Below are 13,610 nucleotides of genomic sequence, written 5' to 3'. Positions count from 1 at the left end.
CATACCGACCCAACGTCAACCGGCGGCGGCTTACTCCGCCTCGGCCACCTGCAGCGTCTCGCGCAGCTCGCGCTTCAGGAACTTGCCGTTGGCGTTGCGCGGGATCAGATCCTGCAGGATCCAGATGTAGCGCGGCACCTTGTGCTTCGCGATCTGGGCGCCGACCGCCGCGCGAACCTGCCCGGCCGTGAGCGTCTGGCCCGGCTGCGGCACGATGGCGGCGCCGACCTCCTCGCCCATCCGGTCGTCCGGCACGCCGAACACGCAGCACTCGGCCACCGCCGGATCGCGATGCACCGCGGCCTCGACCTCGACGCAGTAGATGTTCTCGCCGCCTCGCAGGACCATGTCCTTCTTGCGGTCCACCAGATAGATGAAGCCCTCCTCGTCCAGGTAGGCGACGTCGCCGGTGTGCAGCCAGCCGTCGGTGATCGACTCGGCCGTCGCGTCGGGGCGGTTGATGTAGCCCTTGATCACCGAGGCGCCGCGCACCCACAGCTCGCCCGGCTGGCCGGCCGGCAGCGCCTGGCCGTCGTCGCCCACCACCTGCACCTCGAAGGTGGGCATGGCGCGGCCGCAGCTCGCGGGCTTGTCCACGAAGAAGTCGCCCGAGATCGAGGTGATGATCCCCGACGTCTCGGTCATGCCGTAGCCGGTGTTCGGCCGCGCGGTCGCGACGGCCTTGTCGATCTTGTCCACCAGGTCGGGCTGCAACTGCGCCCCGCCGCCGCCCATGGTGAGCAGGCTGGAGGTGTCGTACTTGGCGAAGTCGGGGTGCATGATCATCTCGCGCGCCATCACCGGCACGCCGCCGGCCGAGGTGCAGCGCTCGCGCTCGATCAGCTTCAGCGCCTCGACCACGTCCCACTTGTACATCAGCACCATCTTCCCGCCGGCGGCGGTGGTGGCGTAGGCGGCGCAGTTGTTGGCCGTGACGTGGAACAGCGGCGTGGTCACCAGGCTCACCGGGATCGGCGGCGCGACGGTCGGATCGGGCGTGACGCCCATGCCGCGCTGGGTCGCCAGCGCCGTCACCTGGCCCGCGAACATCATGTTCATCAGGTTGTTGATGCAGCTCCGGTGGGTGAGCTGTGCGCCCTTCGGGAAGCCCGTGGTCCCCGAGGTGTAGAAGATGCAGAGGTCGCTGTCAGGATCGATCCCGACGTCGGGCAGCGCGCCGCCATGGCCCACCACGTCCGACCACGCGACCGCCCCGGCCGGCGGGTCGGTCCGCACCGCCACGAGGATCGCGCCGCCCAGCATCTCCGGCTGCTCGTTCAGCCGCGCGATCCGCTCGGCGTCGGCGAACAGCACCTTGGGCGCGGCGTCCTTCATGCCGTAGGCCATCTCGGGTGCGGTCCACCAGGCGTTCATGCCCACGCACGCCACGCCGATGCAGGCGCAGGCCCAGTAGATCAGCATCCACTCCGGATAGTTGCGCATGGCCACCGCCACGCGGTCGCCGGGCTTCACCCCGTTCGCCAGCAGCCAGTTGGCCGTCGAGGCCACCCGCCGGTGCGCCTCGGCGTAGGTGATCCGCTCGTCGCCGAACACCAGGTAGTCGCGGTCGGCGAACTGGGCCGACGACAGCCACAGCGCCCGCACGCTGGGCGGCGCGTTCCTGAAGGCGCGCACGGGAACCCCGCGCACCTCGACGTCCACCACCTCCAGCGGCGCGCCCGGCCCGGTCAGCTCGTCCCAGGCCTTGTTCAGTTCCGCGTAGTGCATTCCGTTTTCATCCCTTGATCTCGTGCCGGCGTCTTGGGGCGCCGTTGGTTGCAAACAAAAACTACTCAGGCCTTCTCCACCGGCTCAACCAGGAAGTGGCGGCCCTCACGATCCTCGATCTCGACCACCCAGACGTCCGGATCGATCCGGACCGCGCGCTCGATGTAGCGGTCGAGGTCGCCCTCTTCCCGCGACGCCGCCGGCTCCATCCAGACCCGGTCGCCGTCGCCGCGCGTGGCCTCCGACAGAAGCCGCGCCGTCCCGTCCGTCCGATTCAGCACCTTCACCAGGACCGCCCCGGCCCGGGGGTCGCCCTTGCGCGCCACGACGGCGAAGCCGCCGCCGATCTCGACGCGGCGGATGAGGGCGCCGACCCAGATGTCGGTGGACAGCAGCATCGGCGATGCAGTTAGCGCGTCTAACGCCCGTTTGAAATCGTTAACCCTGTCCGTCCACCGGGCCTCAACCGTCCCGAGGGTAAGCCGCGTCCGTCAGACGGCCGGAACCACGGCCGCGAACGATGGTGGATTTGAGGACGCATGAGCTCGCGCAGAAGCGCCGGGCCGACGTCTCGGGTGTTGGGGTTCGCAGGGGCCGCGGCGGCGATCGCCCTCCCTGCGGCGGCGCTGGCCCAGCCGGCGGACCTCTTCTTCGAGCGGACGGTGATGACGGCGGCGGACAGCCGCTGCGACCTGTTCACGCCCGCGGTGTCTTCGGCGCTGGCCGCCGGCGCGGCCCAGGCCCGGGGCGCGGCCCTGCGCGCCGGGGCCGACCTCAAGTCGCTGGCCGCCATCGAGAAGAACGCCAGGGGCCGCGCGGCCCAGATCGACTGCGCGAGCCCGCTGATCGCCAGCCAGGCCGCCCGCATCCAGGCCGCCTACGGCAGCTACGCGCGCATCCAGCGCATGGTCTATCCGGGCGACCTCACCGAATGGCGCGCCGACCGCGGCGTCGGCCGCACCGCGCGCTGGCGCCTGTCGCAGAGCGCGGACTTCGGCTCGAACCGCATGATCTTCGGCCTCGCCGGCCGCCAGGACAACCAGAGCGCCCTCGTCGCCGTGGGCGCCTTCTCCGACAAGGCCGCGCCCTATTCGGCCCGCCTCGTCATGCGCGACACCGGCCGCACCATGGGCCCCTACCTGCTCGCCGGCCGCCAGCCGCTGTCGAAGAAGCTGCCCCCGTCGTCGGCCACCCGGAGCTACATCGCCGAGGCCCGCGCCGGCGCCGAGACCGAGCTGCTGCCCAAGGGCTATGCGGGCGGCTGGGCCTTCCGCTTCCCCACGGCCGCGGTGCAGGCCCTCAGCGAGCTCGACCCCCGCGAGGCCGTCGCCGTCGAGTTCATGCTGCCGGGCGGCCGCTCGCGCACGGCCTACGTCGAGGTGGGCGACTTCGCCGCCGGCCGCGCCTTCCTCCAGATCGCCTCGCGCTAACGACGCCCTTCTCCCTGAGGAGAAGGTGGCGCGTAGCATGCCGGATGAGGGGCGTTCGCGCCCTCCAATCGCAAGGGCGCGTCAGCGCCGCCTGTTCGACACCAAGTCCACCAAGGTCACAAAGAGGTTGGCGTCGCCCTTGGTGTTCTTGGTGGCCTTGGTGGTTCGAAATCACAGCGCCTGCGGCGCGCAGAACGTCGCCGGCTCAGCGCGGCCTCACTTCCGGAGCCTGCGGCTGACACCTTCTCCCCCAAGGGGAGAAGGACCGCCTTCCGACTACCCCTTCCGCCGGATCGGCTCGGCGTTGGCGCCGGTGAGGACCGGCATGCGCACCGTGACGCTCGTGCCCTGGCCCATCTCGCTTTCCAGGGCCATGTCGCCGCCGTGCAGGCGGGCGAAGGCGCGGACGAGGGAAAGGCCCAGGCCCGTGCCCTCCAGCTTCTTCTCCTGCTCGCCCACCTGTTCGAAGGGACGGCCCAGGCGCTCGATGTCGTCGCGGGCGATGCCGACGCCGGTATCGGCCACCACCAGCTCCAGGGTGTCGCCGTCGCCCTGCACGGTGACGGTCACCGACCCGCCGCGCGGCGTGAACTTCAGCGCGTTCGAGATCAGGTTCAGCGCGATCTGCTTCACCGCGCGCTTGTCGGCCTCGGCCTCCAGCGGCGCGATCGGCAGCACGCCGCGCAGGTTCACCCCCGCCCGGTCGGCCTGGCCCCGCATGAGCCTGAGCACCGCCGAGATCGCGTCGCGCGCGTCGAAGGTCTCGATCGACAGCTCGAACCGCTCGGCCTCGATCTTCGACATATCGAGCACGTCGTTGATCAGCTCCAGAAGATGCGTGCCGCTCTCGTGGATCAGCTCGGCGTACTCGGCGTAGCGGTCGCCCAGCGGCCCGAACAGGCGCTGCCGCATGATGTCGGAGAAGCCCATGATGGCGTTGAGCGGCGTGCGCAGCTCGTGGCTCATGTTGGCGAGGAAGCGCGACTTGCCGGCGTTCTGCTGCTCGGCGGTGACCCGCTCGGCGTCGAGGCGCTTCTCGCGGGCGAACTGCTCGCGCGCGTCGCGCACCGCGGCCACCAGCCGGCCCGCCTCGGTGGCGCGCAGCGTCAGTTCCAGCCAGCCGTCGCCGTCGCCGGCCTGCGCCACATAGACCTGCGCGCGGCCATCCCGCACCGCGGCATGCAGCGCGCCGGCCAGCGCCGGAAGGTCGGCCTCGGCCACCAGGTGGCCCAGGCTCCGGCCCTCCAGCCCGCGCGGCGCGTAGCCGCCCACGGTGGCGCCCGCGGCGGCCAGCACGCGGCCGGCCCTGTCCAGCGACGCCAGCAGCAGCGGCTGCGCGTCCAGGATCTCCAGCACCTGCTCGGCGCGGTCGCGGCGGCGGTTGTCGCGGGCGACCATGCCCTGGAAGCCCACCAGCCCGGTCGCGAAGCCCAGGGTCACCGTCGCCAGCGCCAGCAGGCCCAGCCAGGGCGCCAGCGTCGGGTCGGCCACCGGCAGCGGCATCAGCGCCGCGTCCAGGGTCGAGACCGCCGCGGCGGCCAGCGCGGCGGCGGCGCCCAGGGCCAGGGTCTCGCGCGTGCGGAAGGCCGTGGCGGCGGCGGCCGGCGCCAGGCACCACGCCGCCAGCGGCCCGGCCGGTCCGCCGGTCAGGTGGCAGGCCGCCGCCCCCGCGACGCCCCAGATCAGCACCGAGACCGCACGGCCCCCGCGGCCCAGCGTCGACAGCAGCGCCCCCAGCACGGCCGCGGCGCCACCGGCGGCCAGCGCCGTCAGCTCGGGGCCGACCGGCAGGAGACCGCGCGCCGAGAGCAGACCCGTCGTCACCGCGACCGCCAGCGCCCAGCCGCCATGCCAAGCGAGTCCGCCGTGCGCGAAAAGGGGCGCCGCGTCACCGCGGCGGCGCCGTTTCGCCGATGTCGGGCGGGCCCCGGCCATGGAGAACCTCAGACAGCCCCGTCAGGTTCGGAGGCCGAGACTAGCCGTGGGGCCAGATTCGCGCGAGCGTACGCGCGGGCCACGGCCGTCGCGCAAGACTTTTGCAACCGCCTTGCGCCAGCTTGCGGCCCTCGACCCTGCAGGCGCGCCGCCGACCCATGGCTCAAGAAGCCGATTCCCCGTCCAGCGGCGCCAGCCGAGCCCAGGCCCGCCTCGAGGCGGCCATGGACGAGCAGAAGCGATCGTTTCTGCGGATGGTCAGTCATGAGCTACGCACCCCCTTGAACTCGATCCTGGGGTTCTCGGAAATTCTCAATTCCGAACTGTACGGCCCCCTGGGGGCTCCCCAGTACAAGGAATATGCCGGGATCATCCACGCCAGCGGCCATAAACTGTTGAAACTCGTCAATCAGGTGTTGGAGATCGCCCGCCTCGAAGGCCGCACGATCGACTTCGACGCCGCCAGCGAACCCCTCGACACCGCCCTCGACGACGTCCTGCCGAGCCTGCGGCCCGAGATGGCCGCCCGCAGCGTCGGCATCGAGATCGCCGGGCCGCTCCCGTGCGTGATGGCCGACCACCGCGGCCTGCGCCAGGTGCTGACCCAGCTCCTCCAGAACGCCATCGCCTTCTCGCCGGAGGGCTCCGTGATCCGGGCGTCGGCCCAGGCCCAGGACGGCATGGTCGAGCTCTCGATCCGCGACGAGGGCGAAGGTGTCGATCCCGACGAGATCCCGCGCCTGATGGCGCCGTTCGAGCAGGCCGAGACGGCGCTCACCCGCAAGGCCGAGGGCGCGGGCCTGGGCCTGCCGATCGCCGACCTCACCTGCCGCGCCATGGGCGGGCGCCTGCGCCTGGTCTCCGCGCCCGGCCAGGGCCTCACCGCCGTCGTGCGCCTGCCCGCGGGGTGAACCCGGTTGCGCCTCGGCCCCCTGCCCCTTAACTCCCGCCGCACATGGCCGGCATCGACGACGCGCTTTCGGAACTCGCCGACGAGTTCGACCTCCTGGGCGACTGGGAGGAGCGCTATCGCTATGTGATCGAGCTGGGCAGGGACCTCGCCCCGCTCTCCGACGTCGAACGCAACGACCTCACCAAGGTCCGCGGCTGCGCCAGCCAGGTGTGGCTGGTGACCGAGCCGCAAGCCGACGGGACGCTGCGGTTCCGCGGCGACAGCGACGCCCACATCGTGCGCGGCCTGATCGCCATCGTGCTGCGCCTCTATTCCGGCCGGACGCCCGCCGAGATCCTCGCCTTCGACGCCAGGGCCGCCTTCGACAAGCTGGGCCTCACCGGCGCGCTCTCCTCGCAGCGCTCCAACGGCCTGGCTTCGATGGTCGCCCGTATCCGCCGCGACGCGGAACTGGCGCAGGCGGCCTAGGCTGCCGGGCGGATGCCGCTGAGGTTGGCGGCGGCCGGGAGGCCCACGACCGCGTCGTAGCCCAGGATCATGCCCACGCCGTCGCCGTCGGTGGCGAGCGGCAGGCGGATCCAGAGGATCGACAGGTGCGAGGCGCCCCGCCAGGCCAGGCTGTGTACGCCCACGCCGGGCTTCCGGTCGCTGACCACCTTGTCCAGCTCGCCGCGCCAGTAGTCGGCGGCGGCCGAATTGTAGACCTCGCCGAACGAGCGCCCCGTGATCTCGCGGCCGTAGACGCTGTAGAGCCCGGTCCCGGCCAGGCGCACGCGGTAGTCCTCGCCGGTCACCTCCGGCGTCTCGATCAGGCTGACGGTGGGCAAGAGGCGCTTCATGTGCGCCGGGTCGACCTTGCGGCGCGGCGGCGCGGCGCCGTCCCCGCACAGCGAGCGCCAATAGGCGAACAGCTCCTCGTGAGCCCGGATCGCAGCGGTCGGGGGTCCGATCTGCGCCGCCATCTTCAGTTACGCCGATAGTCGCTTGGATTCATGACGAATCACAATCGCTGACCCGCGAATCGGCGGCAAGCTGAAAGTGGTTAACGCGATGCGAAAGTCCGGTGAAGCGGCGCCCCGTCGCCGCGCCCGGAACGAAGACGCCCGCCGGAGGTCCGGCGGGCGCTTCGATTTCATTCCCGCTCCCCGCTCATCCCGGCGTCCGCGGGATGAGCGGTATCAGCGCTTCTTCTTCGGCGCCTGGCGGCCGCCCTGGCCCAGGCCCATCTGCTTGGCGAGGTCCGAGCGCGCCTTGGCGTAGTTCGGCGCGACCATCGGATAGTCCTTCGCCAGGCCCCACTTCGCGCGGTACTCCTCGGGGCTCATGTTGTACTTGGTCCGCAGGTGCCGCTTCAGCGACTTGAACTTGCGGCCGTCTTCCAGGCACACGAGGTGGTCCGGCGTGATCGAGCGGCGGATCGGCACGGCCGGCTCCTTCGGCGCGGCCTCGACGGCCTCGACGCCCGACGAGACGCCGGCCAGCGCCCGGTGGACGCTCTGGATCAGGCCCGGCAGATCGGCGGCCGCGACAGTGTTGTTGCTGACGTAGGCGGAAACAATGTCCACCGTCATCTCGATGACTTCTGATTTCTCGTCCATTTATCGGGTTCCAAAGGTTTCGCGCCAACAGAGGACGCTGATTGATTCATAAGATGAGTGCGCCGTCATTATCGGCATCGGACGCTGTGGACAACCGGGAAATAGAGAAAAACCGCCCTCTCCTATTGCGAGAGCAGAAGATCCGCGCAACGCCAGCAATCGCAAACCCCCGTTCCAGTAAGCCTGTCCGCTGTACCTGCCCTCTTCGCGTGCGCCGCAGCATGCGCGAACATCGCCACGTCCCTCAACCGCCTTGGACGCCGCAGGCGCAGCAAAAAACCGCGGAGATCGCGGAGATTCGCGGAGGAGTCCGAAGCTCCCGCCGCCTCTCTGCGCATCTCCGCGGTCTCCGCGGTTCGAAAAATCGGGCGCCCGACGCGCCCTGGGATCAACTGAACTCGGGTCGGGTCCAGTGCGGCCAGATGTCGGGCAGGTCCTGCGAGACCTTGTCCGGATAGTTCGGCGGCCGCTTCTCCAGGAACGAGGTGACGCCCTCGCGCGCGTCGCCCGACTTGCCGCGGGCCTGGATGCCGCGGCTGTCGGCCTGGTGGGCGTGCATCGGGTGCGCCGCGCCCGCCATCCGCCAGATCAACTGGCGCGTGATGGCCACCGACACCGGCGCGGTGTTGTCGGCGATCTCGCGGGCGATCGCCCTGGCGGCCGGCAGCAGGTCGTCCGGCGCGTGGATCGAGCGCACGAAGCCCTTCTCGTGCGCCTCGGCGGCCGGGAAGATCCGGCCCGTGTAGCACCACTCCAGCGCCGTCTGGACGCCCACCAGGTGCGGCAGGAACCACGACGAGGCCGCCTCCGGGTTCAGCCCGCGCCGCGCGAACACGAAGCCGTAGCGGGCGTTCTCGGACGCCAGCCGGATGTCCATGGCGCACTGCATGGTGACCCCGATGCCCACCGCCGCGCCGTTGCAGGCCGAGATCACCGGCTTCAGGCTCTCGAAGATGCGCAGGGTGAGCAGGCCGCCGCCGTCGCGGTTCACCCCGCCCGTCCCGGCGCGCGCCTGCTGGTCCGCCGCGCTGCGGGCGTCGTAGTTGAAGGTCTCGGCCCCAGCCGACAGGTCGGCCCCGGCGCAGAACGCCCGGCCCGCCCCGGTGACGATCACCACGCGGACGTCGTCGCGCGCGTCGGTCTCGTCGAACGCGGCGATCATGTCCTTCATCATCTGGGTGTTGAAGGCGTTCAGCTTGTCGGGCCGGTTCAGCGTCATCGTCGCGACGCCGTCCTCGACGTCCAGGATCAGGGTCTCGTAGGCAGCCATGCTCGGGGTCCTCGTTGTCAGTCCCCGCCACTCGGGCGCGGTTGACGGTAGGGTGGTCAAGCCCCCGAGAGGTGCGCCCCGATCGCCTCGTAGGCCGGCAGCGACACCCGATCCAGCGGACCGTTGCCGTTGGCCGCCGTGGGGTGCGAGGCGAAGCGCGCGATCACCATCTCGGCGCCCGGCGCGACGTAGCAGACCTGGCCGTGGATGCCGCGGGCCGTATAGGCGCCGAAGCGGTTGTGGCTCACCCACCACTGGTTCCGGTAGCTCCAGCCCGGCAGGGTCACATAGCCGGCCTTGGCGAAGTCCTCGGTCCGCGCCCCGCCCGCGATGTCGGCCACCACCGCCTCGGGCACGACCCGCTGGCCGTTGAACGTCCCGCCCAGCCGCATCATCTCGCCGAACCGCGCCAGGTCGCGGGTGGTGACGTTCAGGCCCGCGCCGCACAGCGCGAAGCCCGCGCCGTCGACCATGACGTAGCCGTCCTCCTCCGCGCCCAGCTTCCGCCAGATGCGCTCGGAGAGCAGGTCGGCGAAGGCCTGCCCGGCCGCGCGCTGCACGATCCAGCCCAGCACCTCGGTGTTGCAGGTCTTGTAGGCGAAGGCCTCGCCGTGCTCGCCCTGCTTCTTCAGCGTCTTCAGGAAGTCGAACACGGTCGTCGGGCCGGCATAGCCCTCCGGCGGCCGCGACCACCCCGCCGCCACGCCGTAGAACCGCACCTCGGCGTCGGGGTCGACGTAGTCCTCGCGGTAGCGGACGCCGGTGGTCATATCCATCACGTGGCGGACCGTGGCGTCGCCGAACGCGCTGCCCTCCAGCTCGGGCACGTAGGCCGTCACCAGGGCCGCCGGGTCGATCGCGCCCTCGTGCGCCAGCATCGCCGCCAGGAGGCCGCAGAACGACTTGGTCACCGACATCGCCAGGTGCGGCCGCTCAGGCGTCAGCGCCCCGCGATAGGTCTCGTAGACCACCTGCCCGCGGTGCAGCACCACCAGCCCGTCGGTGAAATTCTCCGCGACGCTCTCGCCCCAGGTCATCGCCCGCCCGTCCTGGGTCGTGAACGGCACGGCGTCCAGGTCGTCGCGCAGCGCATGGGGCAGCGCCGCCGCCGCGCCCGGCCCGCGCCGGATGCCCGCCGACGGGCCCAGCTCCCGCTGGTGGCTGAAGCTCCAGCGCGTGTTCGGGAACCGCCAGCTCGTGCTGTCCGACGCCCGTACGGTCTTCTCCGCCGGCGGCGGAACGCCCTGCATCACCCCCAGCGCGACAGGATCGGTCGAGGCGGCGGTCGGCGCGGGTTGGGCGGAATCGGGCATGGCGCGGTCCTTCGGCGGGGCGAACGGGCCGCCATCCCATCCCTATCGCGCGGCGACTGCAAGCCGCCGGCGCCGTTCGACGCGGCGACGGTTCCGGCTGGCGCCCCCGGCGCGCAGCGCCCCGCTTGACGCCCGCCACGTCAACGCCGCTCACTCGCCGAAACGGCGGGCGCCACAGACCCGCAAGCCCACGGGAGCGACGCGTCCATGCATCCGGCGATCCATGCCAAGACCCATCCCGACCGGGCCGCCTACATCATGGCCGGCTCGGGCGAGACGGTGACCTACCGCCAGTTGGACGAGCGCTCGAACCAGGCGGCGCACCTGTTCCGGTCGCTGGGCCTGAAGGTGGGCGACGTCATCGCCATCTTCCTGGAGAACCACCCCCGCTACTACGAGATCGCCTGGGCGGCGCAGCGGGCGGGGCTCTACTACACCTGCATCTCGTCCAAGCTCACCGCCGGCGAGGTCGAGTACATCGTGGGCGACTGCGGGGCGCGGCTGCTGGTCACGTCCCCGGGCGTCGGCGCCGTGGTCGACGAACTGCCGGGCGTGCTGCCGAAGTCGGTGAAGCTCTACATGACCGACCCGGCCCGGGCGCCCTACGAAAGCTGGGAGGCGGCCATCGCCGGCTTCCCGACCACGCCGATCGCCGACGAGACCTCGGGCTCGGACATGCTCTACTCGTCGGGCACCACCGGCCGGCCCAAGGGTATCAAGCCGCCGCTCACCGGCCTGCCCATCGACCAGACGCCGGGCATGGGCAGCATCGCCCAGATGCTGTTCGGCTTCCCCGAGACGCCGACCTACCTGTCGCCCGCGCCGCTCTATCACGCCGCCCCCCTGCGCTGGACCATGGGCGTGCATCGCCAGGGCGGGACGGTCGTGGTGATGGAGAAGTTCGACCCCGAACAGGCCCTGGCCCTGATCGAGAAGCACCGGTGCGACTGCGGCCAGTTCGTGCCCACCCACTTCGTGCGCATGCTGAAGCTGCCGCAGGAAGTGCGCGACCGCTACGACGTCTCGTCGATGAAGTCGGCGGTGCATGCCGCCGCGCCCTGCCCCGTGCCCGTGAAGGAGCAGATGATCGCCTGGTGGGGCGACGCGATCTACGAGTACTACGCCGGCACCGAGGGCAACGGCTTCTGCTACATCACCGCGCCCGAGTGGATGGCGCACAAGGGCTCGGTCGGCCGCGCGATCATCGGCGAACTCAGGATCTGCGGCGAGGACGGCGAGGCGCTGCCGCCCCGCTCCGAGGGCGTGGTCCACTTCGCCAACGGCCCGCCGCTCGCCTACCACAACGCCCCCGAGAAGGTGGCCGAGAACACCAACCGCCACGGCTGGACGACGCTGGGCGACGTGGGCTGGGTCGACGAGGAGGGCTATCTCTACCTGACCGACCGCAAGAGCTTCATGATCATCTCGGGCGGCGTGAACATCTATCCGCAGGAGATCGAGAACCTGCTGATCGGCCACCCCAAGGTCGCCGACGTGGCCGTGGTGGGCGGCCCGCACGAGGAGATGGGCGAGCAGGTGATCGCGGTGATCCAGCCCGCCGACTGGGCCGAGGCGGGCGATGCGCTGCGCGACGAACTGATGGCCTTCGCCCGCGCCGGCCTCAGCCACGTGAAAGCGCCCCGCAAGCTCGACTTCATGGAGGAGCTGCCCCGCCACGCCACCGGCAAGCTCTACAAGCGCCTCATCCGCGACGCCTACTGGGGCAAGGCGGGCTCGCGGATCGTGTAGAGTCCTGTTTTGTTCTCGGCGGATCCCGTGATACAATCGACCCATGAAGCAGCGCAGAGCCGAGATCGAATCCGCCCGCCGCGAGCAGCCCGACACCCTTGAGGCGTCTATCGCGCGCGGCCTGGCCGACGCGGAAGCGGGACGTGTGGTGCCGCACAGCGAAGTGAAGCTATGGCTTGAGAAGCTCGCGCGCGGAGAGCGTGCGCCTAGGCCGCGGTCACGCTGAGCATTGGCGACCGTCATTTGGTCTGAGGACGCGCTTTGCGGCGTCGAGGATATCTATGATTGGATCGCTGCCGATAGGCCCCGCGCCGCAGACGCCTTTGCGCAGGCGATCCTGGATGCGGGAAACAGCCTCGAGACGCTGCCGGAGCGCGGCCGACCGGCCGCTGGCGGGCTACGTGAACTGACCTTCGTGCGCCCCTGCATCATCAGCTATCGCTACGAACCAACGATCGACAGGGTGACGATAGTGGCTGTCTGGCACGGCGCCCGCTTCGGACCCCCGCCGACGCGTCGCTGACCCCGCGTCCGCCTTGCCCCCGGATCGTCCGACACCTACCACCACACCCGCAACATCGAGGAGCGAACGAATGAACCCGGTCGAGATCAAGGACCTGCCCGGACTGGTGGGCCAGGAGGTGGGCGTGTCGGACTGGGTCACGATCGACCAGGACCGCGTCAACAAGTTCGCCGACGCCACCGGCGACCACCAGTGGATCCACGTCGACGTCGAGCGCGCGACGAAGGAGATCGGCGGCCCGATCGCCCACGGCTATCTGACGCTGAGCCTGATCCCGATGCTGGGCGCCGGGATGCTGCCGGTGAAGGGCGTGACCCGCGGCATCAACTACGGCTCGGACAAGGTGCGCTTCACCAACATGGTCCGCGTCGGCAAGCGCGTGCGCATGCGCCAGAAGCTGATCGGCGCCGAGCCCAAGGCCGGCGGCATGCAGATCAAGAACGAATGCACCATCGAGATCGAGGGCGAGGACCGCCCCGCCTGCATCGCCGAGACCATCTCGGTCCTGTACGGCGGCTGAGACGTCGGTGGCGGAGGCCGTTCAAGGCCCTCCGCGCATCCCTGCCGCGACGCCGGCGCCGCGCGTCGCCGGGCGATCCAACCGAAACTTCGCCCGCGGCGCGTTCCTGCGCTCGACGGCGGCGGCGAACTGGCGCTAGATGAACGACTTGAGAGTCGTTCGCATCTTCATTGGCGATCGACCGTTCGATGTGGTTCGATGGACGCCGAAACCGCCGCCAAGTCGTTCGCCGCGCTGGGCCACGAGGGTCGCCTCCTGGCGTTCCGCCTCCTGGTCGAGGCCGGGCCCCAAGGCCTGCCTGCCGGCGAAGTGGCCCGCCGCACCGGCGCCTTGCAGAACACCTCGTCCAGCAATCTGGGAATCCTCGCCTCGACCGGCCTCATCCGCTCGCATCGCGAGGGCCGGTCGATCATCTACAGCGTCGCGCATGGCCGTTTCGGCGAGTTGCTGGAGTATCTCGTGCAGGACTGCTGCGGCGGCAGGCCGGAACTCTGCGCCCCGTTCTTCGCGAAGCTGCTCGAGGCCTGCTCAGCGGGCGGCGACGACGAAGGCCGCGAGATCGGCAAGGACCGTCCCGACGGGTGCTGCTGAGCCCGGCGGAGGCCTGGGAATCGGCGGCGTATCTGAGCGG

At 70.7% G+C, this 13,610-nt stretch carries 15 protein-coding genes; 8 read left to right on the top strand and 7 right to left on the bottom strand.

Annotated elements, in window-relative coordinates; translation table 11 throughout:
- Positions 1 to 30: 30 nt before the first annotated feature.
- On the bottom strand, positions 31 to 1,728 hold the full coding sequence (locus KF737_RS02885; RefSeq protein ID WP_296450174.1) for a class I adenylate-forming enzyme family protein: 1,698 nt from the start codon (positions 1,726 to 1,728) through the stop codon (positions 31 to 33).
- Between the two features lie 65 nt (positions 1,729 to 1,793).
- On the bottom strand, positions 1,794 to 2,126 hold the full coding sequence (locus KF737_RS02880) for a DUF1491 family protein (protein ID WP_296450172.1): 333 nt from the start codon (positions 2,124 to 2,126) through the stop codon (positions 1,794 to 1,796).
- A gap of 180 nt (positions 2,127 to 2,306) precedes the next feature.
- Here KF737_RS02880 and KF737_RS02875 point away from each other — a divergent pair, with 180 nt between their 5' ends.
- Entirely contained in the window at positions 2,307 to 3,158 is an 852-nt protein-coding gene (locus KF737_RS02875; RefSeq protein WP_296450171.1) for a hypothetical protein, read from the top strand.
- Positions 3,159 to 3,434: 276 nt separating this feature from the next.
- Here KF737_RS02875 and KF737_RS02870 read toward each other — a convergent pair whose 3' ends face one another.
- The gene (locus KF737_RS02870; RefSeq protein WP_296450168.1) at positions 3,435 to 4,982 is read right to left on the bottom strand and encodes a HAMP domain-containing sensor histidine kinase; all 1,548 of its coding nucleotides are present in this window, start codon (positions 4,980 to 4,982) and stop codon (positions 3,435 to 3,437) included.
- A gap of 269 nt (positions 4,983 to 5,251) precedes the next feature.
- Between KF737_RS02870 and KF737_RS02865 the strand changes: the two genes are divergently transcribed.
- Together KF737_RS02865 and KF737_RS02860 are read left to right on the top strand one after the other, a co-directional pair.
- Positions 5,252 to 6,004 carry a sensor histidine kinase KdpD gene (locus tag KF737_RS02865; protein ID WP_296450167.1) on the top strand — a complete coding sequence of 251 codons (753 nt, stop codon included), beginning with the start codon at positions 5,252 to 5,254 and terminating at the stop codon, positions 6,002 to 6,004.
- A gap of 44 nt (positions 6,005 to 6,048) precedes the next feature.
- Entirely contained in the window at positions 6,049 to 6,474 is a 426-nt protein-coding gene (locus tag KF737_RS02860; protein ID WP_296450165.1) for a SufE family protein, read from the top strand.
- Here KF737_RS02860 and KF737_RS02855 read toward each other — a convergent pair.
- The 4 genes from KF737_RS02855 to KF737_RS02840 all read right to left on the bottom strand — a co-directional run bounded on the left by KF737_RS02855 (position 6,471) and on the right by KF737_RS02840 (position 10,187).
- Positions 6,471 to 6,968: a PAS domain-containing protein gene (locus KF737_RS02855; RefSeq protein ID WP_296450163.1), complete on the bottom strand. Its 498-nt coding sequence runs from the start codon at positions 6,966 to 6,968 to the stop codon at positions 6,471 to 6,473. The two genes, KF737_RS02860 and KF737_RS02855, sit on opposite strands and share 4 nt — an antisense overlap.
- Positions 6,969 to 7,184: 216 nt before the next feature.
- Complete coding sequence (locus tag KF737_RS02850; RefSeq protein WP_296450161.1) at positions 7,185 to 7,604, bottom strand: MucR family transcriptional regulator; 420 nt, start codon at positions 7,602 to 7,604, stop codon at positions 7,185 to 7,187.
- A gap of 388 nt (positions 7,605 to 7,992) precedes the next feature.
- Positions 7,993 to 8,874 carry a crotonase/enoyl-CoA hydratase family protein gene (locus tag KF737_RS02845; protein WP_296450159.1) on the bottom strand — a complete coding sequence of 294 codons (882 nt, stop codon included), beginning with the start codon at positions 8,872 to 8,874 and terminating at the stop codon, positions 7,993 to 7,995.
- A 56-nt stretch (positions 8,875 to 8,930) separates the two neighbouring features.
- Positions 8,931 to 10,187 (bottom strand): serine hydrolase, encoded by a 1,257-nt coding sequence (locus tag KF737_RS02840; RefSeq protein ID WP_296450157.1) that lies wholly within the window; start codon positions 10,185 to 10,187, stop codon positions 8,931 to 8,933.
- A 207-nt stretch (positions 10,188 to 10,394) separates the two neighbouring features.
- Between KF737_RS02840 and KF737_RS02835 the strand changes: the two genes are divergently transcribed.
- The 5 genes from KF737_RS02835 to KF737_RS02815 all read left to right on the top strand — a co-directional run bounded on the left by KF737_RS02835 (position 10,395) and on the right by KF737_RS02815 (position 13,570).
- Positions 10,395 to 11,936 (top strand): acyl-CoA synthetase, encoded by a 1,542-nt coding sequence (locus tag KF737_RS02835; protein WP_296450155.1) that lies wholly within the window; start codon positions 10,395 to 10,397, stop codon positions 11,934 to 11,936.
- 43 nt (positions 11,937 to 11,979) lie between these two features.
- Complete coding sequence (locus KF737_RS02830) at positions 11,980 to 12,162, top strand: CopG family transcriptional regulator (protein ID WP_296450154.1); 183 nt, start codon at positions 11,980 to 11,982, stop codon at positions 12,160 to 12,162.
- Between the two features lie 3 nt (positions 12,163 to 12,165).
- Entirely contained in the window at positions 12,166 to 12,459 is a 294-nt protein-coding gene (locus KF737_RS02825; RefSeq protein ID WP_296450152.1) for a type II toxin-antitoxin system RelE/ParE family toxin, read from the top strand.
- Between the two features lie 70 nt (positions 12,460 to 12,529).
- A complete protein-coding gene (locus tag KF737_RS02820; protein WP_296450149.1) occupies positions 12,530 to 12,979 on the top strand; it encodes a MaoC family dehydratase in 450 nt (149 codons plus the stop codon).
- Between the two features lie 198 nt (positions 12,980 to 13,177).
- A complete protein-coding gene (locus tag KF737_RS02815) occupies positions 13,178 to 13,570 on the top strand; it encodes a helix-turn-helix transcriptional regulator (RefSeq protein ID WP_296450148.1) in 393 nt (130 codons plus the stop codon).
- Positions 13,571 to 13,610: the final 40 nt, after the last annotated feature.

Origin of the sequence: Phenylobacterium sp., assembly GCF_019636135.1 — a bacterium.
In the GTDB taxonomy this organism is placed as follows: Bacteria; Pseudomonadota; Alphaproteobacteria; order Caulobacterales; family Caulobacteraceae; genus Phenylobacterium.
Note: the sequence above shows the minus strand (reverse complement) of the source record. Positions and strands in the feature narration are given on the sequence as shown.

Coding starts and splice junctions, on each gene's coding strand:
- KF737_RS02885 (WP_296450174.1), bottom strand. CDS start 1,728: ATGCACTACGCGGAACTGAACAAGGCCTGGGACGAGCTGACCGGGCCG.
- KF737_RS02880 (WP_296450172.1), bottom strand. CDS start 2,126: ATGCTGCTGTCCACCGACATCTGGGTCGGCGCCCTCATCCGCCGCGTC.
- KF737_RS02865 (WP_296450167.1), top strand. CDS start 5,252: ATGGCTCAAGAAGCCGATTCCCCGTCCAGCGGCGCCAGCCGAGCCCAG.
- KF737_RS02860 (WP_296450165.1), top strand. CDS start 6,049: ATGGCCGGCATCGACGACGCGCTTTCGGAACTCGCCGACGAGTTCGAC.
- KF737_RS02855 (WP_296450163.1), bottom strand. CDS start 6,968: ATGGCGGCGCAGATCGGACCCCCGACCGCTGCGATCCGGGCTCACGAG.
- KF737_RS02850 (WP_296450161.1), bottom strand. CDS start 7,604: ATGGACGAGAAATCAGAAGTCATCGAGATGACGGTGGACATTGTTTCC.
- KF737_RS02845 (WP_296450159.1), bottom strand. CDS start 8,874: ATGGCTGCCTACGAGACCCTGATCCTGGACGTCGAGGACGGCGTCGCG.
- KF737_RS02840 (WP_296450157.1), bottom strand. CDS start 10,187: ATGCCCGATTCCGCCCAACCCGCGCCGACCGCCGCCTCGACCGATCCT.
- KF737_RS02835 (WP_296450155.1), top strand. CDS start 10,395: ATGCATCCGGCGATCCATGCCAAGACCCATCCCGACCGGGCCGCCTAC.
- KF737_RS02830 (WP_296450154.1), top strand. CDS start 11,980: ATGAAGCAGCGCAGAGCCGAGATCGAATCCGCCCGCCGCGAGCAGCCC.
- KF737_RS02820 (WP_296450149.1), top strand. CDS start 12,530: ATGAACCCGGTCGAGATCAAGGACCTGCCCGGACTGGTGGGCCAGGAG.
- KF737_RS02815 (WP_296450148.1), top strand. CDS start 13,178: ATGGACGCCGAAACCGCCGCCAAGTCGTTCGCCGCGCTGGGCCACGAG.